We start from the raw sequence: 24,641 nt of genomic DNA on the forward strand, positions 1-24,641 counted from the left end.
GGGCCGCCCGCGCCTACGTCCCCGGCGGATGGCAGGCGACCGGGGCTACTCCAGTCCGCCGGCCCGTCGTCGCCTCCGACAACGCCGGGTCGAGCCGGTGATCCCCACCCGCAAGGATCAGCCCCGCCAGCTCGATTTCGACAAAGCCGCCTACCGCGAGCGCAACAAGGTCGAGCGGTTGATCGGCCGGCTCAAGCAGTATCGCCGCATCGCCACCCGCTACGAGAAGCGAGCCGCGAACTACCTCGCCATGGTCACGCTCGGCATGACCATGCTCTGGCTCAGATGACTTTGCAGAGACGCCCTAGCGCGGGCGGCTACGTCCGTCTATGCGAGCCGATGTCCCTTACATCACTCCGAGCTGTGTCCACGGCCAGCGCCGTGCTGACACTCGCGATCTCGACCTTGCTCACCGCACCTGCTTGGGCTGAGCCCAGGAAGTTCCCGCCCGCCTGTTCCGAGCGGTTCGCCAAAGAGTGGACGAAGGACCGAGACGTTGCGCTCCGCGATCCGCTGAAAAAGCCTTGCACCCTACAGGCTGATACGGGGATCTACGTCTGCGATCAGAATGGATGCCAGCGACCTTGGTAGGGCAGTACGTCGTGCTTTGGCGGCCGGACGGGCCTGCGCCCGTCAATGCAGCTTGGTCGATGTGGAGTCCATGAGGCCGACCCGCACAGCGAGGGCGACGAGATCGCCGTCCGTCAGCGTCTCGCCGTCGACGAGCCAGAGCGGGTAGCGCCGGCTCCAGGGTTCGACGACGTGACCGCGCAGACGGAGCGCCGCAACGGCTTCGAGAATTGGATCGTGGCCCTCGCTCATAAGGCGAGGCTACCGCGGGCAGGGGAGGGCGCCAAACGGTGGGACCTCAGGGGCAAAAAGCCCAATGATTCCGTGGGCGGATTTCGGGTCCCACTTTGCCCTAAGCTGTTGATGCGTCAGCCTCGGCGCGGTCCCCTTGGGAGCGCCAGCGCGCTGGCAGTCACCAGAATCTGCGAACTTTCTCCAAGAAACCTGATCGCGCGGAAAGCCCGGCTCGTTCCGTGGGCGCTCCGCGCCCTCGAGGCACGCGCGTCGTCCAGCCGCTGAGCTTCTTTACAGGCGATGGTTTGCGCCGGCCCAGTCGCGACCTCCCGGGGGCTAGGAAGCTCCGGCGGGAGGGGGCCGGGTGTCCCGCCTCACCAGAACCAGATGGCGCGTCCGGCCACCGCGTAGATGACGAACCAGAGGCCGATGGCGAGGGCGACAGACGCCACGACAAGGGCCGGATGAGGCCTCATGCGGGTGCGGCCGGGACGAGCGGGGGCGATCTGATCCATGAGCGAGGCGGACGGCATCTCCGGCCGAACGCATGCCCGAAGGCTGCTCGCCTGGGGCGCTCGAGGCCCCGTGGATGCGGTCGGCGACAACGGTGTCTTACGACCAACATCCGCCGTCGCTGTCCTCATCAAAAGATGCCTTCGCGCCGATCGGGTTGCCAGCTCAGCGCGTCGTGCGAATCTTTGATCGATCGCTGCCGAGCGTCGCAGCCTGTGATCGGCGGGGATATCGGGGATGGAAGGCGATCCCGCCGACATAGGATGTTGCGCGGCGCAACCCATTAACACGGCGCGACTTTCCGCCGGGCATGATCGCACGATGCCTCAGCCTGCGAGTTCGCGATGCATTTCAGGATCCAAGCCACCGGACAGCATCTCTGGACTTGGGTGCTGCTCGACGAGACCGAGATGACGGTGGCCGAATCCCACCGGTCGTTTCCCTCCCGGACGCAGGCCTCGGCGGCGGCTCTGGCCTTCGCGAAGCTGGTCGCGCGCGCCAGCTGCTCTCTGAACGGGGGCGCATCGAGCGGCCTGCTGTAGGTGATCGCGTCCGCTGCAACCCCGCTGTGGGTTCTCGCGCCGCGGCCGCGGTCGATCAGCGCCAGCGCTCCTTCATGCAAGCGAGCAGATGGACGGTCCGCATGCATCCCTCGCGATCCGACTGGGTGCGCGCGTTGCCCATGCAGGCATCCATTCCCAGGCGCAACAATTGACGATCGACGTCCGTCGTGCGGGCGCACGAGAAGATCGGCTGAAAGCCCTCGAACCGGCTGACCTGCCAGAAGATCGCGACGAACGCCGTCAAGCAGAAGCCGAAGACCATTAGTCGGCTGTCGTAGAACCAGTGCCTACGCTCTCGGTTGTCGACGCCGCGCACGCGCATCCCTGTCCTCATCGCGCAGTCGTATGCCATCGTATCACGGACGGCTCCGCCCGGCACAGGCGGGCCCCGCCACGCGGCGCGTGGCGTCGCGCGGGAAACACGCGGGAAACGGGATCTGGACTATGCGCCGCGGTCACCTCATCGCCCTGTGCCTCGCGCTGTATGCAGCTCGCGCATGGGCCCTGGATGCGCGAACGGCTCCTCCCGCGCACGAACCGGAGCGGCCTCGTCGTGCCGAGAATGGCAGACAGTGGCGCGGTTCGAGCGACGCGCGATCCGAGGCGAATGCGGCGGCGACCCTGCCGAGCGGCAGCGTCGCGAGTCTCGACCAGCTGGCGGACCCGGTCGACAGCCCGCTCGTCGCCAAGTTCAGGGCCGTCCTGGCGACATACGATGATTTTGCCGCCCACGGTGATGGCAAGGCGTGGACAGAGGCGCCGCTGAGATCCGATAGGCTTTCGATCAGATTGCGCGGTGCGTGGCGCGCGAGGTCCCGTCAGTCGACACGTGCAGGCTCACGAGATTGTGCCGCTCCGCGTGCGCCAGATCTCGCGATCCGAGCGCTCGACCGCGTTCCGATCGCTGGATGAACCATCGACCAGCGACCGCGCGAGACGGATTTCGGCGCCCTGTGTTCGCTCTTCACGCGGGATACTCGATCCGTCGGTCGCGCGAGTAGCGTTAATTTCAGCCCGTCCCGTCGAACGCGCACCGATTGTCAGGACGTTCTTGCGGACCGGAGTTTTGCCGTATACCCCACATCGGAGAGCCAACGCGCGATCGAGGGCCGGGGGGATGCCGCTGGTTGTCATCTTAGCCGCCCTGTGCGGCGGACTGGCTGTGCTTGCCTCTGGCTGGCAAACGTTCGGCTTCTACACGATAATACTCGCGTCCTGTGTCGCCAGTGCAGCCGCCGTACTGGTGGGTGGCGGACTCGCGCTCCTGAAGGTCGCGAGGTCCCGGACTTCGCAGGATCCGGCGAAGATCTTCGACATCGACAGGCTCACGAGCGGCGACCGCAGCGACTTTCGGCTCGTTCCGCGCCGCCTCTACTTCGACATCGAGCACGGTCGCGAGATCATCAAGGACGAGATCGGCATCGAGGCCACGAGCATCGACCAGGCGCTCGACGACGCCCGGAGCGTGATCCGGGACATGGTCCAGGAGCTCGCCGACGAGGGCTACGCGGAGGACTGGGTGCTGGTGGTGCGCGATGCCAGAGGGGCTTCGGTCGCGCGCCTGCCCATCGAGCGGACGCCCGCGCAGACACGGCCCGACCGCCGCTCCGCCTGATCGATCGGGTGCGGCGTTCGCGTCCCCGCGATTGCTGGCTCGCGACGATGGCCCAGCATCCTGCGCCGGCCACCGGAGTCGCGCGTGTGTCAGCGCTCGCCCAGCTCGTGAAGCAGGCGGTCGCGGGCGCGGCTGACCCGGCTCTTCACCGTGCCCGGCGGGCACCCGATTACGGAGGCCGCGGCCTCGTAGGCAAGACCGTCGACGGCCACGAGGATCAGCGCCTCGCGATAGGCCGGGTCGAGCCGGTCGATCGCGGCCCGGACCTCCTTCAGACCCATGCTGTGCTCCTGGGCGGCCGGTTCGGAGAGGGTGACGGCGTGTGCGCCGTCGGGATCGGGGATCTCGAAGCATCGCTTGCGTCGTCCGTTGATGAAGCCGTTGCGCAAGATCGTGAACAGCCAGGCCACCAGGCTCGTGCCGGGCTGGAAGCGCTGCCGGTGCTCCCACGCCTTGAGCAGCGTGAACTGCACGAGATCGTCGGCCTCGACACCGTCGAACGTCAGCGACAGGGCGTAGCGGCGCAGGCGCGGCACCAGGGCGATCAGATCGTCCTTGAACGCACCGGGAACCTGCCGTTCGGACTCGGCGGCATCCAGGGCCGCGGACAGGCGGCCCAGCACGCCGGCCAGCCGTGAGCTCATCCCGATCGGTGCAACTTCTGAATAGTACTGGCGCAGCCGATGACCGAGTTGCGCCTGGATATACGAGATGACGGGATCGGACGCGCCGGCCGGATCGCGCTCTTCGACAGCGGGCTTCACGGTGAAGCTCTGGGCTCGATGGGGTGGAGACAGCGTCGCGACGGGCACGACATCTCGCGGGAGGGCTGCGAACTTATCTCTGGTTGATCTCGACGACGTCAATGATGCAGGTATACCAGTGAAAATCGCGGATCGGACGGAACCTGCTTGCGCGCAACCCGTTTGTGCCCCGCTGCGAGGGGCGCGGCGTCGAGGCGGCGGGGACCGGACGGATCGTGACGGCGGGTGTCGACAGGCATGAGCTCCGGCAGATCATCGCCGGCCTGAGCGAGGGCGTAATCCTGGTCGAGCCCGACCAGACCATCGCCTACGCCAACGCGGCCGCCCTGGCGATGCACGGTGCCGAGAGCCTCGACGAGCTCGGCCCCACCGTCGACGCCTATCGCGACCGATTCTGTCTCCGCTACCGCAACAACCACGAGCCGGAGAACTACCCGATCGAGCGCGTGATTGCCGGCGAGACCTTCCACGACGTGGTGGTCGAGGTGCGGCGGGCCGACAAGCCCGACATGGACTTCGTGCACTCGCTGCGCAGCCTCGTGGCCACGGACCGGGACGGCAACCCGAGCTGCCTCGCGCTGATCCTGAAGGACGTCTCCGACCAGTTCGAGGCCGAGGAGCGGTTCGAGCGCACCTTCAACGCCAACCCGGCCCCGGCTGTGATCACGCGGCTGTCCGACCTGCGCCACGTCAGGGTCAATCTCGGCTTCCTGGAGATGACCGGCCACACCCGCGACGCCGTCATCGGCCGCAGCGTCTACGAGGTCGACGTCCTGGCCGGCGCGCGCAACCGCGACCTCGCCGTCGCGCGGCTCAACGCGGGCGGCACGATCCCGCAGATGGAGGCCTGCCTCGACCTGCCCGACGGCGGGAGCCGCTTCGTGATCGTCGCCGGCCAGCCGATCGAGATGGGCGACGAGCCCTGCATGCTGTTCACCTTCGCGGACCTGGAGCTGCGCCGGAAGGCCGAGGCCGCCCTGCGCCAGAGCGAGGAGCGCTTCGCCAAGGCGTTCAGGCTGACGCCGATCCCGACCGTGCTGGTGCGGGCCGAGGACGGCCAGGTCACGGGCGTGAACGAGGCGTTCAGCCGGGTCTTCGGCCTGGGCGAGGACCGCGTCGTCGGCCGCTCGCTGGAGGAGGCCGGCCTGTGGGTGACGTCGTCTCAGCGGGAAGCCTTCGAGAAGAGGCTGGTGAGCGAGGGCTACGTGCTGGGTACCGAGGTCTGCCTGCGCCACGAGAGCGGCGCGAACCTCGACTGCCTGGTCTCGGCCGAGCGGATCACGATCAACGACGCCGATTTCCTTCTTCTGGTGCTGCAGGACATCACCGAGCGCAAGCACTCGGAGCGGGAGCTGTTCGACGCGATCGAGACGGTGATGGCCGACACGTCGTGGTTCAGCCGCGGGCTGATCGAGAAGCTGGCGAACCTGCGCCGGCCTGGCCGGGAGGACGGCGACGCGGGGGCGCCGAACCTGACCGTGCGCGAGCGCCAGATCCTCAACCTGATCTGCTCGGGGCTCAGCGACGACGCGATCGCGCGCAAGCTCGGGCTGTCGCGCAACACGGTGCGCAATCACGGCGCCGCACTGTACAGGAAGCTCGGAGTCCATCGGCGGACCGAAGCGGTTGTTTGGGGCCGGGAGAACGGATTTCCACTCCAGGGACCCAGTGGCTGAATTTCATTATACTGGTAATTTGGCACTATTGATCCACCAGACGTCGCCATCATCTGACCGCCATCTCACCGTCGGCGGACCGTTCTCCGGTCACCCGGTGATCCCCTCGGCCCCCGCGTGCATGCGGGCGCCGTCTATCCCGGCGGGCCGCGCGCCCGACCGGACCTCTCGATCGACGAGTACGACCGCCACCACGACCGTGAAGGAGCGCACGCGATGAGCAGCACGACCGACAAGATCAAGGGCCTGGCCAACGAGGCGGTGGGCAACGTCAAGCAGGCGGCCGGCAAGGCGACGGGCAACGACAAGCTGGTGGCCGAGGGCAAGGCGCAGGAGCTGAAGGGCGAGGCGCAGAAGACCGTCGGCGACGTCAAGGACGGCGCCAAGTCCGTCGCCGACAAGATCACCGGCAAGCACTGAGCCCGTCCCGCGGCGCCGTCCCCTCGGCGCCGCCCTCAGGCCCTTGCCCGGCACGGTGCCGGGCCTGGCCGCTCGATGCGCGAGAGCAGAGCCGATGCGGCGCTTCGCCAGCCTCTTCCTGCGTCAGGAATTCGTCTTCCTGATGCTGGCCATCCTGCTGAGTGTTGGCGCGGGCGTGGCCTACTGGGCGTCGCGGGCCACCGTCCTGACGATCGCTGTCGCCCCGAAGGACGGAACCGAGCCGGCCCTGATCCAGGCCTACGCGGACGCTCTGGCCAAGCGCCACAAGGAGATCCGCCTCAAGATCCTGCCCTTCGACGACGTGCGCGACAGCGCCGAGGCGCTGGGCGACGGCCGCGCCGATCTGGCGATCGTGCGGCCGGATGTGGAGCTTCCGGATAACGGCCTGACGCTGGCGATCCTGCGCGACCAGGCGATGATCATCGCGTCGCCGGAATCCGCCGGGATCGCCCGCTTCCCCGATCTCGACCGCAAGCGCCTGGCGATCCTGGCCCACAGGGACGCCGACGAGGCGCTCATCCGCGCCATGCTGGAGCATTACGGTCTGACGCTGGTGACCACCGAGCCGGCAGGCGCGCTGCCGCCGCGCCACGTCGCCCTGGTCGAGATGGCCGAGAGCGACCTGGGTGCGGCCTTCGCCCGGAAGCGGGTCGACGCGGTGATCTCGGTCATCGCGCCGACCGCGCCGACGGCGCAGCGGATCGTCGGCCTCGTCCAGGCGGCCAGCCGCGATCGCAAGATCTCCTTCGTGGATGTCGAGAACGCCGAGGCGATCGTTGCCCGTTTGCCGCGGCTGCAGGTCGTCACCATGCCGGCCGAGACCTTCGGCGGCAGCCCCAAGGTGCCCGACGAGGAGGTTCGCACGGTCGGCGCCTCGTACCGCCTGATGGCGCGCGCGAACCTCGCCCGGTCGGTGGCGGCCGACGTCACCCAGCACCTGTTCGAGCTGCGCAGCGCCATGGCCAACGTCACGCCCGCGGCCGACTATTTTCAGGCGCCCGCCTATGACGGAACAGTCGGCGCGACGAGCGCCCGGCTGCCGATCCATCCCGGCGCCGTCGACTATTACGAGCGCGAGCAGCAGAGTTTTATCGAGCGCTACGAGACCTGGATCTACCTGCTCGCCTTCCTCGGCGGCGGTATCGGCTCCGCGCTCGCCTGGATCGGCCAGCGCCTGTCGCGCCTGCGCCGGGAGCGCGTCGAGGAAGCGACGGACCGCCTGCTGAGGATCCGCCAGGAGGCGCAGGAGACGACCGACCCGGCGCGTCTCGAGAGCCTAGCCCGGGAGATCGACGATCTCGCGGGCGACATCGCCAAGCACGCCCTCGAGCGACCGACCGAGGCGCGGACCATGTCGGCCGCGGCGATCGCCATCGACGCCGCCCGCTCGACGGTCAAGCGCGCCATCACGACCGGCCGGAGCGCGGAGGACGGGTCCGCGTTGGCTGGCCGGACGGTCGCGAGCGACGCGGGCCCGAGCGGGGCCTGATTCATTGCGGCGGATGACCGCCGTACCACCCGGGCCGAGGGCCCGCCTCAAGAGGACGACGCGATGAGCAAGGGATACCCTTCGATGACCGCCCTGCTGGGCCTGCTGGCCGTGGCCGGTTACCAGAACCGCGACCGGATCGCCGAGTGGCTCGGCGGCCACGCCAAGGACGCGTCCCGGTCGCCGGCGCCGCAGGTCCCGCCCGCGACGAGTTCGACCATCCCGGCGAACCTGGATCGGCTCCTCGGCGGCGCCAGCGCGGGCGGCGTCGGCGGCCTCATCGCCGGGGGCCTGACCGAGCTGGTCGACCATTTCACCAAGGGCGGCCACGCCGAGACGGCCCAGTCCTGGATCAATCACGGGCCGAACCGCGACATCCCAACCGCGGACCTGGAGCGCGCCATCGGACCGGACACGCTGGCGGCCCTGGAGCAGCGCACCGGCCTGAGCAAGAGCGAGCTGCTGGCGCGCCTCTCGCGCGACCTGCCCTCGGCCATCGACCGCTACTCGCCCGACGGACGCCTGCCGGCTTTCAGCTGATCCACTCCGTCGCGGTCGTCGCGGCGGTGCCGCCGCGACGACTGGCACCGGTTCCGGCGGCCGCTACTCGACCAACTCGTCCACCTTCGCCATCAGCGAGGGCGAGATGGTCAATCCCAGGGAGGCGGCCGTCGTCAGGTTGAGCAGGGTGATGAAGCGCTCGCTCGCCTGCACCGGCAGGTCGCCGACCACCGCGCCGCGCAGGATCCGATCGATGTAGCTCGCCGCCCGCTGCACGTCCTGCTCGACGCTGGTCGTGTAGGCGGCGAGGCCGCCGAGATGGACCGGCGCCGCGTAGGCGTACACGGCCGGCAGGCGGTGGGTCGCCGCCAGATCGACGATCAGCTGGCCGTACACCCCGGTCACCGCGTCCGGCAGGGCGATGAGGCCGCCCTCCGGCTGGGCGGCGAAGCCGGCGATCGCCGCCTCGATCTCGGCCGCGTCGTGCACGCCCGCGATCCGGGCGTCGATCCCGAGTGCCGGGCCGATGCGGGCCATCTCGGCCGTGTAGCCCGCGAGGCGCGCCCGGTAATCGGGGTTGATGAGGGCGAGCGCCCGCGTCACGCCGGGGCTGAGTTCCTTCAGGAGCTGCAGCCACTTGCCGACGAGGACGAAGTCGAAGTTGGTGAAGCCGGTGAGGTTCCCGCCGGGCCGCGACAGGTTGGTCACGAAGCCGCCGCCGACCGGGTCCTGAAGCATCATGAAGACGATCGGAACCGTCGTGGTCGCCCGCCGGAGCGCGGTCGCGCCGACGACGCCCTGCGCGAGCACCACGTCGGGCGCGCGCGCGACGATCTCCTCCGCCTGGACGCGCATCCGCTCGGCGTCGCCGTTGCCGTACTGCAGGTCGACCGTGAGGTTCTCACCCCAGATCCAGCCGGCCCGCTTCAGGCTCTCCTTCAGCGTCTCGACGATGACGGGACTGTCGGGATGCGCCTCGCCGTAGACCAGCAGGATCCCCAGGCGACGCTGACCCTTCGCCGGCGCGGCGGCGAGGGCCGGCCACGCGGCCGCGCCGCCGAGGGCCGCGATGACGTCGCGCCGTCTCATCCGCCGGTCTCCCGTCCGAACCCGTTCCGAGCATCGCCGATCGGGAGGGATTCCGATCGCACGCCCTCGGACGGTAATAGGCGCTGCCTTAAGGCGGGGCTATCGGGGCGGGCGACGGGGAAGCCGCGCGCGCGACTCAGCGGACCTCGACCCGACTGCCGCTGCCGCCGTTCAACAGGCGCTTCAGGTGGAAGGCCGCCACCCCGTCGTCGGGGCGCAGACCGACCAGGGCCGCGAAGGCGGCCAGCGCGCCGGCCTCCCCGGCATCGAGCTTGGCGTAGGCGTCCTGGTACTGGGCGAGCAGCGCGTCGCCGCAGGCTGCTTCCGTCAGGGGTTCGTAGGCGCGCAGGGCCGTCTGCTTGCCGCGCAGGAGGAGGTCGCCAAGGGGGCGGCCGCGGAACTGTCCGGCGCGGATCACGACGGCGTCGCTGACGCAGATCCGCGTGCCGAAGGCCTTGTTGGCGTTCTCCAGACGGGCGGCCGTGTTGATGGTGTCGCCGTAGGCCGTGTAGTCGAAGTAGCGGCCGCCGCCGAAATTGCCCACGATCGCCGGGCCGGCATGAACGCCGATCCGCGTCACGCCGATCTCGATTCCCCGCTCGCGCCAGCGATTGCGGAAGCCCTCGGCCGCCTCGTCCAGGGCGAGGGCGCAGGCCACCGCCCGCGCCGCGTGGTCCGGCTGGTCCCCCGGCGCGCCGAACAGGACGTGCAGGGCGTCGCCGACGATCTTGGCCACCGTCCCCTCGTGGGCGAAGACCACGTCGGTCATCTCGGCGAAGTAGCCGTTGAGGATCTCGGCGAGCTGCGCCGGGTCGAGGCTCTCCACCAGGCTGGTGAAGCCCGCGATGTCGGTGAACAGGGAGGCCACGTCGCGGCGGTGGCCGCCGAGTTCGAGGCCCGACGCGTCCCCCGCGAGCCGCTCGGCGAGGTTCGGCGAGAAGTACCGGGCCAGGGAGGCGTGGGCCCGCTCGGCGAGCGATTGCCGCCGCCGCCCCTCGCGCAGGTCCTCGACGTGGCGCAGCGTCCGCTCGATCGTCGTCTCGAGGTCGGCGAAGTCGATCGGCTTCGTCAGGAAGTCGAAGGCGCCCCGGTTCATCGCCGTGCGGATGTTCGCCATGTCGCCGTAGGCCGAGACGATGATGATCGAGGGGCGCTCGGCCAGCTCCTGCAGCTTGGCGAGCAGGGTCAGCCCGTCCATCCGCGGCATGTTGATGTCGGAGACGACCAGATCGACGTCGCGGCTCTCGGCCAGGCGGTCCAGCGCTTCCTGCCCGTCGTGGGCGAACAGGAACGTGACGAGGCCCTGCCGGATCTGGCGGCGGAACTTCTGGGTGATCAGCGCCTCGAGATCCGGCTCGTCGTCGACGACGAGGATCTTGGCGCTCGGCGCACCGGGCGTCATTCGGTCCCCGCGAAGGCGGACAGACGGCGATCGATCTCGGTCTTCAGAACGGCGAAGTCGATCGGCTTGGTGATCAGGCCCACGGCGCCGGCGGCGCGGACCTTCTCGCGCGTCTCGGCGTCGCCGTAGGCCGTGATCATGATCACCGGCACGTCGGGCCGGGCCGCGCGCACCAGGGGCAGCAATTCGAGGCCGGTCATCCCGGGCATGTTGATGTCCGACAGCATCAGGATCAGGCTCGGCTCGTTCGAGCCGTTGATCCGCTCCAGGGCCTCCGCGGCCGAGTGCGCGAAGGCCATCGCGAAGCGTCCGGCGCGCAGCTCGCGGCGAAACTGCTGCCGGAACAGGTCTGTCACGTCGGGTTCGTCATCGACGACGAGGATCAGGACGTTCATGGCTGGCTCTCAGTCTCGGTCGCCGCCTCGGTCGCCGGCTCGGTCGCCGCCACGGTCGGTGGCCGAGGCGGCGCGTCCGGCGTAACGCTCTGCCGCGGCAGGGTGATGATGAATTCCGTGAAGGCACCCGGTTCCGTGGCGACGTCAACCGTTCCGCCGTGCTGCTTGACGAGGATGTCGTGGCTCAGCGACAGGCCGAGCCCCGTTCCCTCGCCGGCCGGCTTGGTGGTGAAGAACGGGTCGAACATCTTGGCCTTGACGCTGTCCGGGATGCCGGTGCCGTTGTCGCGCACCCGGATCTCGACGCCGTCGCCCCGGTCCCGGGTGGCGACCGAGAGCGTGGGCGCATAGCCGGGTTCGCCGTCGGCGGCCCGCTTCTCGGTGGCGTAGAATCCGTTCGACATCAGGTTCAGCAGGACCCGCGTGATCTCCTGTGGGTACAGGTCGGCGAGGCCGGCCGCCGGATCGTAATCGCGCACGAGGGTCACGTTGAAGCCGGGTTTCGCCGCACGGGCCCCGTGATAGGCAAGATTCAGGCTCTCCTCGACCAGCGCGTTGACCTCGACCGGGCGATGCTCGCCGGACCCGGTGCGCGAGTGCAGCAGCATGTTCTTGACGATCGAGTCCGCGCGCTTGCCGTGCTGGACGACCTTCTCGAGATTGCTCTTGAGCAGGCCGGCGAGCTCCTCGACCTCCGCGCGCGTGTCCGGGTCGAGGGTGGTCGGTTCGAGCACCTCCCGCAGCTCGTCCACCAGCTCGTTCGAGAGCGATGCGAAGTTGTTGACGAAGTTCAGCGGGTTCTTGATCTCGTGGGCGATGCCGGCAGTGAGCTGCCCCAGCGAGGCGAGCTTCTCGGACTGGACGAGCCGGCTCTGCGCCCGCTGGAGATCGTCGAGCGATTGGTTGAGGTCGCGGGTCCGCTCCTCCACCTTGGCCTCGAGCGTCTCGTAGGAATCCTGAACCCGGCTCGCCATCGTGTTGAACCGGTGCGCGAGGGTCTCGATCTCGTCGCCGGTGCGGATCACGATCCGCTCGGACAGGTCGCCCGCGCCGAACCGCTCCGCCCCGTCCTCGAGCTCGCGGATGGGCACGACCATGCGCCGCGCGAGGAAGGTGCCCGCCACCGCCGCCAGCAGGACGCCGAGACCCATCAGCGACGTGGTCTGGATCACGGATTCGAGCGCTGGCCCCATGGCGTCGCGCAGCGATTCCTGCACGAAGACGATCCAGTCGACCCGCGGGATGGTGGCGTGGGCCGCCAGCACCCAGCCGCCGTCGAGGCCGGTCGTGATCTCGTAGTCCTGCCCCGCCATGCGGGAGCCGGGCAGAGCCGCCGCGACCTCGGGCAGGCCGGAGAGGTCGGTGTCGCGCAGGACGAGGCTCAGATCCGGGTGCGCGATCAGGCGGCCGGTCGCCGTCGTCACGAAGGCGTAGCCGTGCTCGCCGACGTTGATCGCGCTGACCACGTCCCAGATCAGCTTGAGATTGACCTCCGCGACGGTCACGCCCGGGTCGCGGCCGGCATGGGCCACCGAGACGGTCATGTACGGCTCGGACCCGCGCCGGAAATAGACCGGACCGAACCACGTCTTCTGGGCGAGCGCCTGGGTGAAGCGCGGCGAGGTCGAGAAATCCTTGCCGCTGGCGACGGCGTCCGGCTCCAGTCGGGAGACGCGCAGCTGCTCCTTGCCGGCCGGATCGAGGTAGGCCACCTCCGTGATGGCCGGCGCCTGGCGCAGCAGGCGGATGAAGTCGTAGCGCTGCTGCTCGGGGGAGACGCGCCGCCACTCGGCGCGCGTCGTCCAGCCGATCTGGCCCTCGATTGAGGACAGGAAGGCGTCAACGCGCTCGGCGGCGGCGCGCGCCTTGGTGCGCTGCGTCTCGATCGCGGTCCGCTTGGCGTCCTGGTAGTTCAGCGTCAGGTCGACGGCGCCGTTGATGAGCAGCACGAGGCTGACGAGGCCCACGAAGGCCACCGCGAACTTCCCCGCGAGCGGCAGGCGGAACCAGCGCGGCGGCGCCGTCGCGGCCGGTGGGGAGGCTGTCGGGCGCGGCGCCGTCATTCGACGATCTCGTCCGCCTGGGCGAGGAGCGCCGACGAGATCGTCACGCCCATGCTGCGGGCCGTCTTGAGATTCACGATGAAGTCGAACTTCGTGGGCGCCTGGACCGGCAGGGTCGCGGGGTTCTCGCCGCGCAGGATGCGGCCGACATAGGCGGCGGCCCGGCGGACCGTCTCCACCGGATCCGGTCCGTACGACATCAGGCCGCCTCGGTAGGCGAAACGCCGGATCGCGAAGACCGCGGGGACCCGGAGACTCGTGGTGAGCGCGACGATGTGGTCGCCGTTGGCCTCGCTGAACGTGCCGGGGGCGACAATTAGGCCCCCGTCGCCCCGCCGCGCGAGCGCGGCGATAACCGGCTCGATCTCGGCCGCCTTGTCGATCTTCACCACCACCGGCTCGATCCCGAGCGCGGCCGCGGTGGCGCGGAACGGCTCGGCGTAGAGGTTCTCGCCGCGGATCTCGGTGCTCGGATTGGACAGGAGCGTGACGTGCCTGAGGCTCGGAACAGCCTCCTTGAGGGCCGCCACCCATTTCCCGCCCAGCGGCGCCTCGTAGAGCGTGAAGCCGGTGATGTTGCCGCCCGGGCGCTGGAGACTCTCCACGTACCCGAAGCGGACCGGGTTCGAGGCGCCGACGAACACGATCGGGATCTGCTTCGTCAGGGCCGCCACGGCCGTGAGCTGCGCGCTGAGGTAGGCGAAGATCACCTGCGGCTGTGCGGCCACCAGTTCGGTCGCGAGGAGACGCGTGCGCTCGCGGTCGGCCCCGGTCCAGCGATCGTCGACCCGCTGATCGGGATGACCGTGGTCGCGCAGGCCGGCATGGAACGATTCCGCCAGCACCCGGCCCTCGGGATCGCCCTCCGCGAACGGCCAGAGGGCCGCGACATGGGCCTGATTCTGCGCCAGCACGGCGCGCGGCCACCCGGCGAGCGCCAGGGGCAACCCAGCGAGTACGGTTCGCCGCCTCATCGGACCATCGCGCCACATCCCCGCCCACGGCCCCGCCGCGCGCTCAGGCCCCGCCCTGCGATCGACTGCCGAAGCATAGTGCACGCTCGACTGCGACACCACGCGCGAGCCGCCGCGCAGTTATCAAAATGCCAGCCGCATGCCGCCGACGATGTTTCGCGGAGCCCCCGCGAAGACCGATCCCGTCGTGGTCGCCAGCACGGCGGCGCCGTTCTGGAGTCCGGTCGTGCCGCTGATGCTGTTGGCGAGGTTCTGCGCGGAGGCGACGTAGGTCGTGTCGAACAGGTTGCGCACCTCGACGTACAGGCTCAGCCGCTTCGCGTAGCCGCCCGTCAGCTCCGTGGCGTAGTGCAGGTTGGCGTTGACCACCGCGTAGCCCGGCGCCTTCAGCAGGTTGGCGTTGTCGAGGTAGAAATCGCCCTGGACGACCGTCTCCACGAAGGCGCCGAGACCCGCGAGCGGGCCGCTCGGCACGTCGTAGCCGAGGCGGGCGAGGATCTGGTGGGCAGGAACCCCGGGGATCCGGTTCCCGGCCCGGTCGAAGGACCGGCTCAGGCTGCCGGCGCTGAGCTGCTCGGCGTAGCGGGTGTAGATCTGGTCGTCGAACGTGTAGGCCAGCGTTCCGCGCCAGCCGGGCGCGAAGGCCCAGTCGGCGCCGACCTCGATGCCGCGATGCTCCGAGGCCGGCGCGTTGAACGTGTACGCGAGGAGCCCGGCCCCCGGCGATTGCGAGACCAGCTCGTTGCGGAAGAACTCGTAGAACCCGGTCACGCTCAGGCGGAGATCGGTCACCGGGCTCCACTCGGCGCCAAGATCGAAGCCGAGGTTCTCCTGCGTCCGGAGCTGCGTGTTGTTGCCGGGCAGCCCGGCCGGGGTGATGAACAGGTTGCTGGCGGCCGGCGTGGTGTAGCCGGTGGCGACCCGGCCGCGCAGCGCCCAGGCCGCGTCCGGCCGGTAGACCAGGGCCAGTTCGGGGGCGACGTTGAGGAAGGACCGGTTCGCGTCCGCCACCGTCCGCGTCGTGCCGCTCGCCGCGTACGCGTAGGCGACGTTGCGCCCGGTGATCGCCGTAGTCTCGGCGCTCAGGCCGAGGATGCCGGTCCACTGGTCCGACAGGCCCAGCTCCAGCCGCGCCCGGCCGCCGAGATTGGACTGCACCGCCGACTGATCGCCGATCAGCGCCCCCAGGCGCGGGCCGACGTAGGGGGCCCGGTTGAAGGTGGTGATGTGGTTGTCGATCGTGTTGTAGGCGAGCGCGACGTAGCCCGTCGCCGGCAGGCCGAACACGTCGCCTCGCCGAGTCAGGTCGGTCAGGAAGTTCCAGGACGGGTAGGAGCCCCGCGACGCGGTCGTGTAGAAAGGCTGGTCGAAGTTGCGCTCGTCGAAGCCGAGCTGCGTGCGCCACGTGGTGAACGCATCGAGGTCGTGCTCCCAGCGGGCGGCGACGATGGTCCGGCGGTCGTTGCGCCCGAAGCCGCCCTCGTCGGCGGTCACCGGCACGGTCGCGCCGAACGCCCCGTTCCGGAACAGGTTGAAGGTGGTGCAGCCCGGGGCCGCGCTCGCGGCCGCGGCGCAGCCGCGCTGGTACGGGTTGATCCGGTACTGGGCCAGGGACGCACGGGCGGGCAGGTTGGCGTCGAGGGTGTTGTTGATCACCTTCAGGGTGAAGCGGTTGTCCGGCGTCGGGGTGTAGCTCGCGAGCAGGTTGATGGTCTGCGTGTCGTAGCTCGCGTGGTCCTGGTAGCCGTTCGCGCGGACATCGCTGGCGAACAGACTGATCTCGAACGGGCCGCTGACGCCGCCGACGGTGAAATAGTTGCTGAGGTAGCCGAAGCTGCCGGCATCCACCCCGATCTCGTAGCCGTCGATCTCCCGCCCGGTGCGTGTCCGGAACGCGATGGCGCCCCCGGTGGCGTAGTTGCCGAAGAGCGGCGATTGCGGCCCGCGGAACACGTCGATCCGGCCGTAGGCGCGGGGGTCCGTGAGGTCGAAGCGCGCCGCCCCGTCCGGCTGGGTGAGGATGAAGCCGTCCTCCAGGACGACGGTGTTCTTGATCACGCCGGTGGAGCGGGCGTTGTTGCCGCGGATCGAGATGACCACGTCGCGGCCGCCGTTCCCCTGCCGCACGGTCACGCCGGGGCTGTTCACCAGGACCGAGCCGATGCTGGTCGCCGGCCGGTTCGCGATCGTGTCATCGCGGCCGATGCCGGTGACGATCTCGCCGACCGGGTGCTCGATCACCGCGGGCGCCGAGCCCGGCGGCGCCGCCACGCCGAAGGCCGGCGCGGCGGGCCGGCCCGCAACGGGCGCGGCCTCGCCCTCCACTGAGAGTTCCTCGAGGGTGACGGCGGCCTGGCCGAGGGCGGGGAGGGGGCTTCCGGCGAGCAGGAGCGCGAGGGCGCCGCCGCGCAGGACGGGGGAGTCGGAGGTCATCGGAGGTCTCGTCTGATCGATGGGGCGAGCGGCGGCGCCGCCCGGAGGACGGGCGATCAGGCGGAGCGGGGCGGCCCTCGGGGCTGGCCGATGACGGCGGGGACCGACGCGGTCCGGACGGGGGGCGGGATCGGCCACGCCACCGCCGTCCAGCGCAGGCGGCGCGCGAGGCAGGGCGCATGCGGGAGCAGCGGCGGGACGGCACCGGCCCGACACAGCCCGCAGAGGGCGCAGGACCCCGGTGCCGGCGCGCCCGGACCGACCGCTGCGTCACCGGCCTGATCCGGCGCGTGCCCGCACAGGATCTGGCCGGGCAGCGCGCCCCGATCCGCCTGCGCCATCCGGAGCGCGACGGCCGGCGCGAGCGCCTGGATCCAGAGCGCGAGCGCGATCAGCACCGCGCCCGGGAGGCCCGGGCGCCCGCGTCTCAGGCGCGCAGACGTATGCACGGGCACGGCGCCCGCCCGCACCGGCTCAGCGCGCCCACCGTCTTCGGAGCCGGCCCGCGGCGAGGTCGAGACCGACCATGGCGGCGATGGCGAGCCCGGTCAGCGGGAAGAGCGCTCCGAGGCCGAGGATGATCGCGGTCACGGTCGCGGCCACCCGCCGATCCGCGGGCCAGGGTGGCACGCCGAGGCCGCCGGCCGGGCGCCGCTTCCACCACATCGTCCCGGCGGTGACGGCGAGCAGGAATGTGGCGAGGCAGAAGCCCAGCATCGCCAGCTGGTTCGCGCGGCCCCAGTGCTCGCCCTTGTGGATGCCGATCCCGTACTGGATCGCCCGGCCGACCGGTCCGAGATCGGTGAAGCGGACGTCCACCAGCGGGCGGCCGGAATACTGGTCGAGGGTGATGACCCGCTGCCGCGTGACGTCGCGCGGGTAGATCGCGGCGGCGTAGACGCCGTCCGCGCCGACGGGCAGCGCCACCTCGAAGCCGGGGGGCATCCCCAGATGTCGAAGGATCGCCACGGCGTCGTCGATCCCGACGCTCGCGGCCGCGGCCGGCACGGAGCGCGGCACCGGCGCGTCCTGCAGGGTCCACCCGGCATCCTCCAGCCGGTCGCGCAGCGGCACCGTCGAGACCGGCCGATTCGCCCAGAGCGCGGTTGGTTGCCCGAGGCCGGCGGCGTTCGACCACGCGCGCAGTTCCTGCCCCCACCAGATCGACCAGGGCAGGCCCGTGAGCGCCAGGAAGAGCAGCCCGCCGCCGGCCACGAACCCGGTGACGGCGTGAAGGTCGCGCCACCACACGCGCCGGCGCGGGCCGTCGCGCACCGTGACGACGCCGCCCGCGCGGCCGCGAGGCCACCAGAGATACGCGCCGGTCAACACCAGGACGATCGCGAAACCCGCGACGATCTCGATGACGGCGTTCGCGAGGGGACCGACCAGGGCGAGGCTGTGCAGTCCGCGGACCACCGCCATGAACTCGCGGTCACGGTCGACGCGGTCGAGGACGTCGCCGGTATAGGGGTTCAGGTAGATGTGGATCCGGCGGTCGCCGGAAGCGAGCGTCACTCGCGCCGCGGCGTCCGGCGCGGCCGGGTCGATGTAGGTGACGGGCGCGCCGTCGGGCACGGCCTGCAGCGCGTTGAAGATCAGCCGGTCCGGGCCGATCGGCGCCGTCGCCTGCGGCGCGACCCGGGTCCGGTACGCGAACAGGCTGCCGTTGATCTCGTCCTTGAACAGGTAGAGCGCGCCGGTGGCCGAGAGGCTGATCAGGAAGGGCAGGCAGAGCAGGCCGGCGTAAAAGTGCCACCGCCAGACGGCCCGATAGACGGCGTCGCGGGACATTCGCCGCGTTGCCGCCGCCCCGTACGCGGGGGCGTCGCCGTGGAGAACAATCGACATGATGGGAGGTCCGGGCCTGAACGATCGGGAGCGGGATCGTCAGGCCTTGGGTGGACCTCGCGCGGTGCCCGTCGAGGCCGGCGGGCCGGTCGTCGGGATCTCGGATTCGGGGCGCCACGCGCGGCGCGTCTCGGCGGCGACGGGCCAGTCGGTCGCGGTCGGGTTGATAATCGGCAGGACCAGCGCGCCGGCCTGCACGAGCGTGCAGCACGGATGAGCGTGCGCCACCGGGCCGGCGGGGTCACCCGAGGCGTGACCGGCGCAGATCGCCGCGTCCGGATCGACCCGGGCCTGTGCCGGGATGGCGAAGCCGAGGAAGGCTTGAAGCAGCAGCGCGTAGAGCGCGACCAAGCCGATGATCGCGCGCCCTCGAACCGTGAGAGGCTGGCACCGGCGCATGGACCGATCTAGGCGGCCGCGCCGCGGCGCGTCAACGGCCGACCGCTGTTCGGTCCGTGCCAGACTCGCGCCTCGCTGAGGATCAGAGGAGGATGCGCCCGGTTCCGGGCAAGAAAAAACCCGCCGGATCTGAGATCGGGCGGGCCGGCGCGGTGGCTGGGGGACCTGGATTCGAACCAGGACTAGAGGAGTCAGAGTCCACCGTTCTACCGTTAAACTATCCCCCAATCAGCCGTGAGCCCTGCGCATCCGGTTTCGAAGATGGCGGGGCAGAGCCCGCAGCGCATCGAGCGGCTCCGGGCGTGGGCGGTGAGATAGGCGGAATGGTTCGGGAGGTCAACCGGTTGTTCTGCTGTTGACGCCACCTCGGCCGCGGCCGTAACCGTGAGGTCGCGGATGCTGCCAGGAAGGGTGGCCGAGTGGTTTAAGGCAGCGGTCTTGAAAACCGCCGTGGGGGCAACTCCACCGTGGGTTCGAATCCCACCCCTTCCGCCAGCAGGCCTGGATCGTGGACAGAGTCCCGCCGTTTGGCGGTCCACCCCACCATCTGCCCCACCCGTTGACGGGACTCGTTGGCTCAGGGACCCGCGACCGTCTCCGGACTGCGCGAGGCCGCCGAGATCACGGATCAGGCGATCGACGCCGCGGTCGACGTGGTGCTCGCGGATCTGGCGACCGAATCGTACCCGTTCACGAAGGGCTGCGTTCTCGACCTCATCGAGACGCTCGGCACGAACACTCGCGCGGCCGAGGCGCTGACCGCCGACAAGCCTGTCTGGAAGCGCATTCTGATCCGAACCGCAATCCTGCGCGCCCATCCGGTGAAGGGATGAGCGGGTTCATCGCCTGCCGGGCCGATCGGCAACACGGGTTCAATGACAACACGCATCTCGTCGCGGTTGGCGATCACCAAATCGTCGGAGCGGGCAGCGTCGTCACGAAGAACATACCGTCGAATATCGTCGCCGCAGGCGTGCCCTGCCGGGTTACTCGCCCGATCACGGAAGGGGATCGCACCGGCTTCAGATCGGTTAAGGATCGGCAGCGGGCCGGATGGCGATGTCCGCTCCGTTGCCTCTGCCCCCTGAAAGCGGACCGGGGCAGAACCACTCTGGCCAGCCATCACCTTTCGAATATTTCGCGAACTTCATGACTGGGCACGAAGCGTCGGAATGCGCCCGCTATCCGGCTGCAGTTTCCGGACCGGGATCGCGCTGGGACCGACCCTGAGCCAAGTTCCTGGCGATCCTGGACCGCTTCGCCGCGTAGGCAGGAGCGACCATCGGGTAGTCGTTCGGCAGGCCCCACTTCGCCCGGTACGTCTCCGGCGTCAAACCACAGGCGGTCAGATGCCGCTTGATCGTCTTGTACCGCCTACCATCCTCGAAGCTGATCAGTGCCTCGCGTGTGATCGACGCCCGGACCATCACCGGTGTCGCTTTCCTGTCTCCATCCGCGGTCGACGGATCGGTGAGCTGAAGGCCGGTCAGGGCAGCGGCCGCCGTCGCGATCAGCGCCGGCATCTCCGAGGCTGCGACGCGATTGTGAGACACGTAGGCCGCCACGAGGTTCGCCGTCATTGCGCTGTAATCGAGGGAGACGTTGCATGCGTTGGCCGCATCATTATTCATTTCTCTGTCTACTCCCGCACATTTCGGTCGAGAATTGTCTATACGTTCTAGTAAGACGCGGCGCATATGAAATCTAATCCACATTAATGTAATGTATTCATAATGACTACTTTAGGTAAAGTCACTGGCGTTGAAATGGCTATCGGTGGTTGATATCTGGGCGATACAGCGCTTCGAGGCACTCGGAATCGCGTGCTTAGGACAATGCGCTGATCGTCATTCAACGCAGGGTGGCGTCGAGCGCATGACGCGCCTCAGAGCAGGCCGCGTCTTGCAGGCGGCTCGACACGTCACGAGACGATCAGAGCCGCTCACCGCGTTTCCGCCCTGACGAGTCTGAATCCCTTCCCGACGCCCGCGGCCGGTCGCATAACAGCGTTTCAGCGCCGGATTTTGTCTGCTCGGAACAGTGCTCTGTCAGCGTGACTATGCTCACGGCCAATCGCGACCCAACCGAGCTGGCCGGAACGGAGCTGACGGTTCCTGAAAACAGCCTTCCACGGATCGTCGGACTCCATCGATTGAGTGCGGTCTCACATCCCGGAACGCGATTGCTGTGGGCCAAATCTTCTGGATCTCTATAGAGAGCGTCAGGGCCTCGGGTGCGGGCTTCTTCCAAGAGATATCTGGTAGCCGGGATGAAGCTGCAAGTTTTCGGCAATCGCCGATCGCTTGGCCGCGATCGCGTCACGCCTCGGACCGTTGATGGGTCAGATACGTCAGCTGCCATGAGGCTTAAGAGGACGTCGGCTGTCTTGGAGCTTACCCCAACGCTGAATGTTAAGGATCAGGCATGCGGTGCGCCATGAGGCGACGGTGACCGCGATCATATCTGCTACACCGATGATGATGCCGAGGCAGCCAGCCATCGAGCGTGACCTATCCCGCGAATGCATGCTGGATACCGATATTCGCCATTAAGCATCGATTGATTGCGTTGTCGTATCTCCAGATAACGATATTCAGGTGCACACTCGTAATCTGCTCCATCATTCTATTATCGAATATTATATTGAAATCTCTGTTGCATGATCTGCATAATCAATGTATTTTAATATTATTTTAAGTAATGCAGATTACTTTGTGTCACTTAAAGAACTATAAAGTGGTGCCTCTATGCTGCGAAACTCCAGTATCCTGATCAAGGCGTCTGTTCCGCTGCTGATCATGGCCGCAGTCGCCGCCGGCCTGGTTCATTACGCCATCGGAGAGCTCAATCTACTCGCAGGGCAAATGCGCGAGATCGTCGACACGCAGGCAGTCCGCCTCGAACGGATCTTGGCTGTTCAGGTCAACACCAACGATGCAGCGATCCAGGCGCGCAACCTCATTCTCGAAACCCGCGAGCAGGAGATGGCCGGCTATAAAGTGCGGTACGATGCGGCTGTAAAGACGTCACTCGATGCTGCGAACACCTTGATCGCGATGGCGGACACGCCCGATCGGAAGGTCACCAACGAAACTCTCCAGAGTATTCTCAAGGAGTTCTACTCTGCTCTGGATAAATCCAACGCGCTCGGCCTCAAGAATGACAATGAAGCTGCTGCTAAGGTCCTTCTGACTGACGCTTCTGCCGCGCGCACCAAGATGCGGGATTTTGTTCAAGGTCGCGTCACGCGGCTGAACGCCGAGCTGCGCCAAGCCCGCGATGACTCCGAGCAGGCCGTCACCACGGCTAAAACCGTGCTGATCGGCGCCTCCGTGGCTGGCCTCGTCAGCGCCGTCGCGCTCTCCGCGCTGATCGTGATCTTCGGCATCACCCGCCCGCTGGGCAGCCTCGTGGGCGTCCTGCAGCGGATGGCCAAGGGCGCGGTCGACGCCGAGATCCGCGAGGCCGCCCGCGGCGACGAGATCGGGGCCGTCGGCCAGGCCGTCGAGGGCATCAAGACCATGGTCGCCCGCAAGGCCGCCGAGGAGGCCGAGGTGAAACGCCGCGCCGACGCGGCCGCGGCTGCCGAGCGCAAGCGCACCATGATCGAGCTCGCCGACGGTTTCGAGCGCGCCGTCGGCGGCATCGTCGGCCTGGTCTCGTCCTCGGCCACCGAACTCCAGGCCACCGCCCAGCAGATGACCGCCACCGCCCAGGAGACCGCATCCCAGTCGACCACCGTGGCCGCCGCCGCCGAGGAGGCGTCGACCAACGTCAACACGGTCGCTGCCGCCGCCGAGGAGCTCGGCTCCTCCGTGCAGGAGATCGGCCGGCAGGTGACCGGCTCGGCCCACCTCGCCCAGGCCGCGGTGGGCGAGGCCGACCAGACCGCCCACCTCGTCCAGGCGCTCAGCCAGAACGCCGCGCGGATCGGCGACATGGTCGGGATGATCTCCGGCATCGCCGGCCAGACCAACCTGCTGGCGCTCAACGCCACCATCGAGGCGGCCCGCGCCGGCGCGGCCGGGCGGGGCTTCGCGGTCGTGGCCACCGAGGTGAAGGCGCTGGCCGAGCAGACCGCCAAGGCGACCGAGGAGATCGCGCGCCAGATCGGCGAGGTCCAGGGGGTGACCGCGCAGGCGGTGACGGCGATCGGCGGGATCACCGGGCGGATCCGGGAGATCGACAGCGTGGCGACGTCGATCGCGGCGGCCGTCGAGGAGCAGGGCGCGGCGACCCAGGAGATCGTGCGCAACGTGGCCCAGGCCTCGGCGGGGACGAACGAAGTGACGGGCAACATCGCCGGCGTGGCGCAGGCCTCGGAGGAGACGGGGGCGGCGGCCTCGCAGGTCCTGTCGGCGGCCTCGGAGCTGTCGCGGCAATCCGAGCATCTCGGCGCCGAGGTCGCCCGCTTCCTCGCAACCGTGCGCGCCGCCTGAGGGTGGCCACGGCCGAGATCCGCGTCGTCCCGGCCCGGCCGAACGGCTCAGACCAGTCCGACCGGCTGCACGCAAATCTCGCTGCCGCGTACGCGCGGGGCGAGGATCTCGGCGCGCGCGCCGCACATCTAGGCCGGCGGCGAAAGGCTGCTCCAACTGAGCCGCGCGTTGGAGCACCCGATCAAGGATATGGATCTCTCGCTCCATGAGCTTGGGCTGCAGGATGCTGCCACGATCGAAGCCTTGCGAAGCTTCGTGAGCGCGGCAGAGGAGCTCGCCAACTCGACGCAGCGGTTTCCGCCCACTCTGTGACTGTGGCCGCCAATCGAAGCTGGACGCTGCACCGCCCCGTCGTCGCACGGAGGCCGCCTTGGGCGGGCTGTTGCTGATCTCTGATGATCCGGACCGGGCGCCTCGCACGTTCCCTCGGCCCCGCGCGGCGTTGCACCGTCCACGACCTGTATGACGACATCGCGCCGGCGGAGCTGCCGGACCTCATCGTCGGCGACGTCGCCGGGCTGACTTCGGAGCCGCTGCGCGCGACCGGCGCCCTGTTTCTGTTTCTCACCTGAGGCAACGCTGCCCGCGCCGAGGCCCAGGCCCGGCTCCTCGCTCCGACCGACATCCTCCCGGCCCTGTCCGTGCTCGAGCGGCTGCTGGATCGGATCGACCGGCTCCAGGACCGAACGGACTGGTGCCGACCCATACCGCTTTGTGGACAGCTGTCTGGCTGATCCCGAAAGCAGCCATCCGCCAGTCAGTCATCGACATCGGCTCAGAATGAATTGAGGTTCCTCAACATAGGGCCCTGGAGCATCTCTGGCCCTGCACTCGGCAGGCTGCTTCCAGATCTACGATTCCCCTACGTTCCGGGCAGTAGCGCTGTAATCGTCTCGCTTCTGCGAGCTTTCGGCGCCCGGCAATCGATCGCCGGTAGCCGGGAGCCACCATCCATACCTTGGAATGCGTTCGCCCGGAGCCGAGCTCCGGGCGTGGTGTAGACGCTCAGGGTGAGGTTTACCGCAGGAGCTGGAGGACGCCCTGCTGGGCTGAGTTGGCCAGCGACAGGGCCGAGATGCCCATCGACTGGCGGGTCGACAGCGCCTGCGAGTTGGCCGCCTCCTGGTTCAGGTCGGCGTTGGTCAGGTTGGCCGAGCCCGTCTGCAGCACGTTGATCAGCTGCTTGGAGAAGTCCTGGCGGTTCTGAACCACCGACAGGTTCGAGCCCAG

At 68.9% G+C, this 24,641-nt stretch carries 24 protein-coding genes and 2 tRNA genes; 11 read left to right on the forward strand and 15 right to left on the reverse strand.

Features of this window, described 5'->3' with window-relative positions; genetic code table 11:
- A partial coding sequence (locus tag BMY19_RS28940) for a transposase (protein WP_139215729.1) occupies positions 1 to 289 on the forward strand: 289 nt, incomplete at its 5' end.
- 344 nt (positions 290 to 633) lie between these two features.
- On the opposite strand, the gene BMY19_RS28945 is transcribed toward BMY19_RS28940, so the two are convergent.
- Complete coding sequence (locus tag BMY19_RS28945; protein ID WP_100253750.1) at positions 634 to 822, reverse strand: hypothetical protein; 189 nt, start codon at positions 820 to 822, stop codon at positions 634 to 636.
- 839 nt (positions 823 to 1,661) lie between these two features.
- On the opposite strand from BMY19_RS28945, the gene BMY19_RS28950 reads away from it, so the two are divergent.
- Positions 1,662 to 1,859 (forward strand): hypothetical protein, encoded by a 198-nt coding sequence (locus BMY19_RS28950; RefSeq protein ID WP_100253751.1) that lies wholly within the window; start codon positions 1,662 to 1,664, stop codon positions 1,857 to 1,859.
- A gap of 55 nt (positions 1,860 to 1,914) precedes the next feature.
- Here BMY19_RS28950 and BMY19_RS28955 read toward each other — a convergent pair whose 3' ends face one another.
- Positions 1,915 to 2,202, reverse strand: coding sequence for a hypothetical protein (locus BMY19_RS28955; RefSeq protein ID WP_056527464.1), 288 nt, complete (start codon positions 2,200 to 2,202; stop codon positions 1,915 to 1,917).
- Positions 2,203 to 2,997: 795 nt separating this feature from the next.
- Between BMY19_RS28955 and BMY19_RS28960 the strand changes: the two genes are divergently transcribed.
- Positions 2,998 to 3,495 carry a DUF6894 family protein gene (locus BMY19_RS28960; RefSeq protein ID WP_100253752.1) on the forward strand — a complete coding sequence of 166 codons (498 nt, stop codon included), beginning with the start codon at positions 2,998 to 3,000 and terminating at the stop codon, positions 3,493 to 3,495.
- Between the two features lie 89 nt (positions 3,496 to 3,584).
- Here BMY19_RS28960 and BMY19_RS28965 read toward each other — a convergent pair whose 3' ends face one another.
- Complete coding sequence (locus BMY19_RS28965; RefSeq protein ID WP_244535063.1) at positions 3,585 to 4,361, reverse strand: sigma-70 family RNA polymerase sigma factor; 777 nt, start codon at positions 4,359 to 4,361, stop codon at positions 3,585 to 3,587.
- Between the two features lie 113 nt (positions 4,362 to 4,474).
- On the opposite strand from BMY19_RS28965, the gene BMY19_RS28970 reads away from it, so the two are divergent.
- From BMY19_RS28970 to BMY19_RS28985, 4 genes are all read left to right on the forward strand, one after another.
- Positions 4,475 to 5,935, forward strand: a complete 1,461-nt coding sequence (locus BMY19_RS28970) for a helix-turn-helix transcriptional regulator (protein ID WP_100253766.1) — start codon at positions 4,475 to 4,477, stop codon at positions 5,933 to 5,935.
- A gap of 216 nt (positions 5,936 to 6,151) precedes the next feature.
- Entirely contained in the window at positions 6,152 to 6,355 is a 204-nt protein-coding gene (locus tag BMY19_RS28975) for a CsbD family protein (RefSeq protein ID WP_020096305.1), read from the forward strand.
- 94 nt (positions 6,356 to 6,449) lie between these two features.
- A complete protein-coding gene (locus BMY19_RS28980) occupies positions 6,450 to 7,865 on the forward strand; it encodes a TAXI family TRAP transporter solute-binding subunit (RefSeq protein ID WP_100253754.1) in 1,416 nt (471 codons plus the stop codon).
- Positions 7,866 to 7,928: 63 nt separating this feature from the next.
- Positions 7,929 to 8,405, forward strand: coding sequence for a YidB family protein (locus tag BMY19_RS28985; RefSeq protein WP_100253755.1), 477 nt, complete (start codon positions 7,929 to 7,931; stop codon positions 8,403 to 8,405).
- 63 nt (positions 8,406 to 8,468) lie between these two features.
- Here BMY19_RS28985 and BMY19_RS28990 read toward each other — a convergent pair whose 3' ends face one another.
- The 10 genes from BMY19_RS28990 to BMY19_RS29035 form a co-directional block, all read right to left on the reverse strand.
- Positions 8,469 to 9,455, reverse strand: a complete 987-nt coding sequence (locus BMY19_RS28990; protein ID WP_100253756.1) for an ABC transporter substrate-binding protein — start codon at positions 9,453 to 9,455, stop codon at positions 8,469 to 8,471.
- Positions 9,456 to 9,591: 136 nt separating this feature from the next.
- Positions 9,592 to 10,857: an adenylate/guanylate cyclase domain-containing protein gene (locus BMY19_RS28995; RefSeq protein ID WP_091928629.1), complete on the reverse strand. Its 1,266-nt coding sequence runs from the start codon at positions 10,855 to 10,857 to the stop codon at positions 9,592 to 9,594.
- Positions 10,854 to 11,252 carry a response regulator gene (locus BMY19_RS29000; RefSeq protein ID WP_100253757.1) on the reverse strand — a complete coding sequence of 133 codons (399 nt, stop codon included), beginning with the start codon at positions 11,250 to 11,252 and terminating at the stop codon, positions 10,854 to 10,856. The genes BMY19_RS28995 and BMY19_RS29000 overlap by 4 nt, the downstream gene beginning before the upstream one ends.
- On the reverse strand, positions 11,249 to 13,315 hold the full coding sequence (locus tag BMY19_RS29005; RefSeq protein WP_100253758.1) for a sensor histidine kinase: 2,067 nt from the start codon (positions 13,313 to 13,315) through the stop codon (positions 11,249 to 11,251). The genes BMY19_RS29000 and BMY19_RS29005 overlap by 4 nt, the downstream gene beginning before the upstream one ends.
- A complete protein-coding gene (locus BMY19_RS29010) occupies positions 13,312 to 14,289 on the reverse strand; it encodes an ABC transporter substrate-binding protein (RefSeq protein ID WP_100253759.1) in 978 nt (325 codons plus the stop codon). The genes BMY19_RS29005 and BMY19_RS29010 overlap by 4 nt, the downstream gene beginning before the upstream one ends.
- A gap of 123 nt (positions 14,290 to 14,412) precedes the next feature.
- Positions 14,413 to 16,722, reverse strand: a complete 2,310-nt coding sequence (locus BMY19_RS29015; protein ID WP_100253760.1) for a TonB-dependent receptor family protein — start codon at positions 16,720 to 16,722, stop codon at positions 14,413 to 14,415.
- A 56-nt stretch (positions 16,723 to 16,778) separates the two neighbouring features.
- A complete protein-coding gene (locus tag BMY19_RS29020; RefSeq protein ID WP_244535064.1) occupies positions 16,779 to 17,171 on the reverse strand; it encodes a DUF2946 family protein in 393 nt (130 codons plus the stop codon).
- A gap of 25 nt (positions 17,172 to 17,196) precedes the next feature.
- Positions 17,197 to 18,573 carry a PepSY-associated TM helix domain-containing protein gene (locus BMY19_RS29025; RefSeq protein ID WP_100253762.1) on the reverse strand — a complete coding sequence of 459 codons (1,377 nt, stop codon included), beginning with the start codon at positions 18,571 to 18,573 and terminating at the stop codon, positions 17,197 to 17,199.
- A 39-nt stretch (positions 18,574 to 18,612) separates the two neighbouring features.
- The gene (locus BMY19_RS29030) at positions 18,613 to 18,924 is read right to left on the reverse strand and encodes a hypothetical protein (RefSeq protein ID WP_244535065.1); all 312 of its coding nucleotides are present in this window, start codon (positions 18,922 to 18,924) and stop codon (positions 18,613 to 18,615) included.
- A 201-nt stretch (positions 18,925 to 19,125) separates the two neighbouring features.
- A tRNA-Gln gene (locus tag BMY19_RS29035) sits at positions 19,126 to 19,199 on the reverse strand.
- 178 nt (positions 19,200 to 19,377) lie between these two features.
- On the opposite strand from BMY19_RS29035, the gene BMY19_RS29040 reads away from it, so the two are divergent.
- A tRNA-Ser gene (locus tag BMY19_RS29040) sits at positions 19,378 to 19,467 on the forward strand.
- A 77-nt stretch (positions 19,468 to 19,544) separates the two neighbouring features.
- Positions 19,545 to 19,805, forward strand: a complete 261-nt coding sequence (locus tag BMY19_RS29045) for a hypothetical protein (RefSeq protein WP_056527440.1) — start codon at positions 19,545 to 19,547, stop codon at positions 19,803 to 19,805.
- Between the two features lie 348 nt (positions 19,806 to 20,153).
- Here BMY19_RS29045 and BMY19_RS29055 read toward each other — a convergent pair whose 3' ends face one another.
- Positions 20,154 to 20,603: a Ros/MucR family transcriptional regulator gene (locus tag BMY19_RS29055; protein ID WP_244535066.1), complete on the reverse strand. Its 450-nt coding sequence runs from the start codon at positions 20,601 to 20,603 to the stop codon at positions 20,154 to 20,156.
- Positions 20,604 to 21,719: 1,116 nt separating this feature from the next.
- Here BMY19_RS29055 and BMY19_RS29060 point away from each other — a divergent pair.
- Together BMY19_RS29060 and BMY19_RS31525 are read left to right on the forward strand one after the other, a co-directional pair.
- Positions 21,720 to 23,411, forward strand: coding sequence for a methyl-accepting chemotaxis protein (locus tag BMY19_RS29060; protein WP_100253765.1), 1,692 nt, complete (start codon positions 21,720 to 21,722; stop codon positions 23,409 to 23,411).
- Positions 23,412 to 23,806: 395 nt separating this feature from the next.
- The gene (locus BMY19_RS31525) at positions 23,807 to 23,983 is read left to right on the forward strand and encodes a hypothetical protein (protein ID WP_020096387.1); all 177 of its coding nucleotides are present in this window, start codon (positions 23,807 to 23,809) and stop codon (positions 23,981 to 23,983) included.
- Positions 23,984 to 24,428: 445 nt separating this feature from the next.
- On the opposite strand, the gene BMY19_RS29075 is transcribed toward BMY19_RS31525, so the two are convergent.
- On the reverse strand, positions 24,429 to 24,641 hold a 213-nt coding region (locus tag BMY19_RS29075), incomplete at its 5' end, for a flagellin (RefSeq protein ID WP_280141653.1).

Source organism: Methylobacterium sp. UNC300MFChir4.1 (assembly GCF_900110155.1).
Lineage (GTDB): Bacteria > Pseudomonadota > Alphaproteobacteria > Rhizobiales > Beijerinckiaceae > Methylobacterium.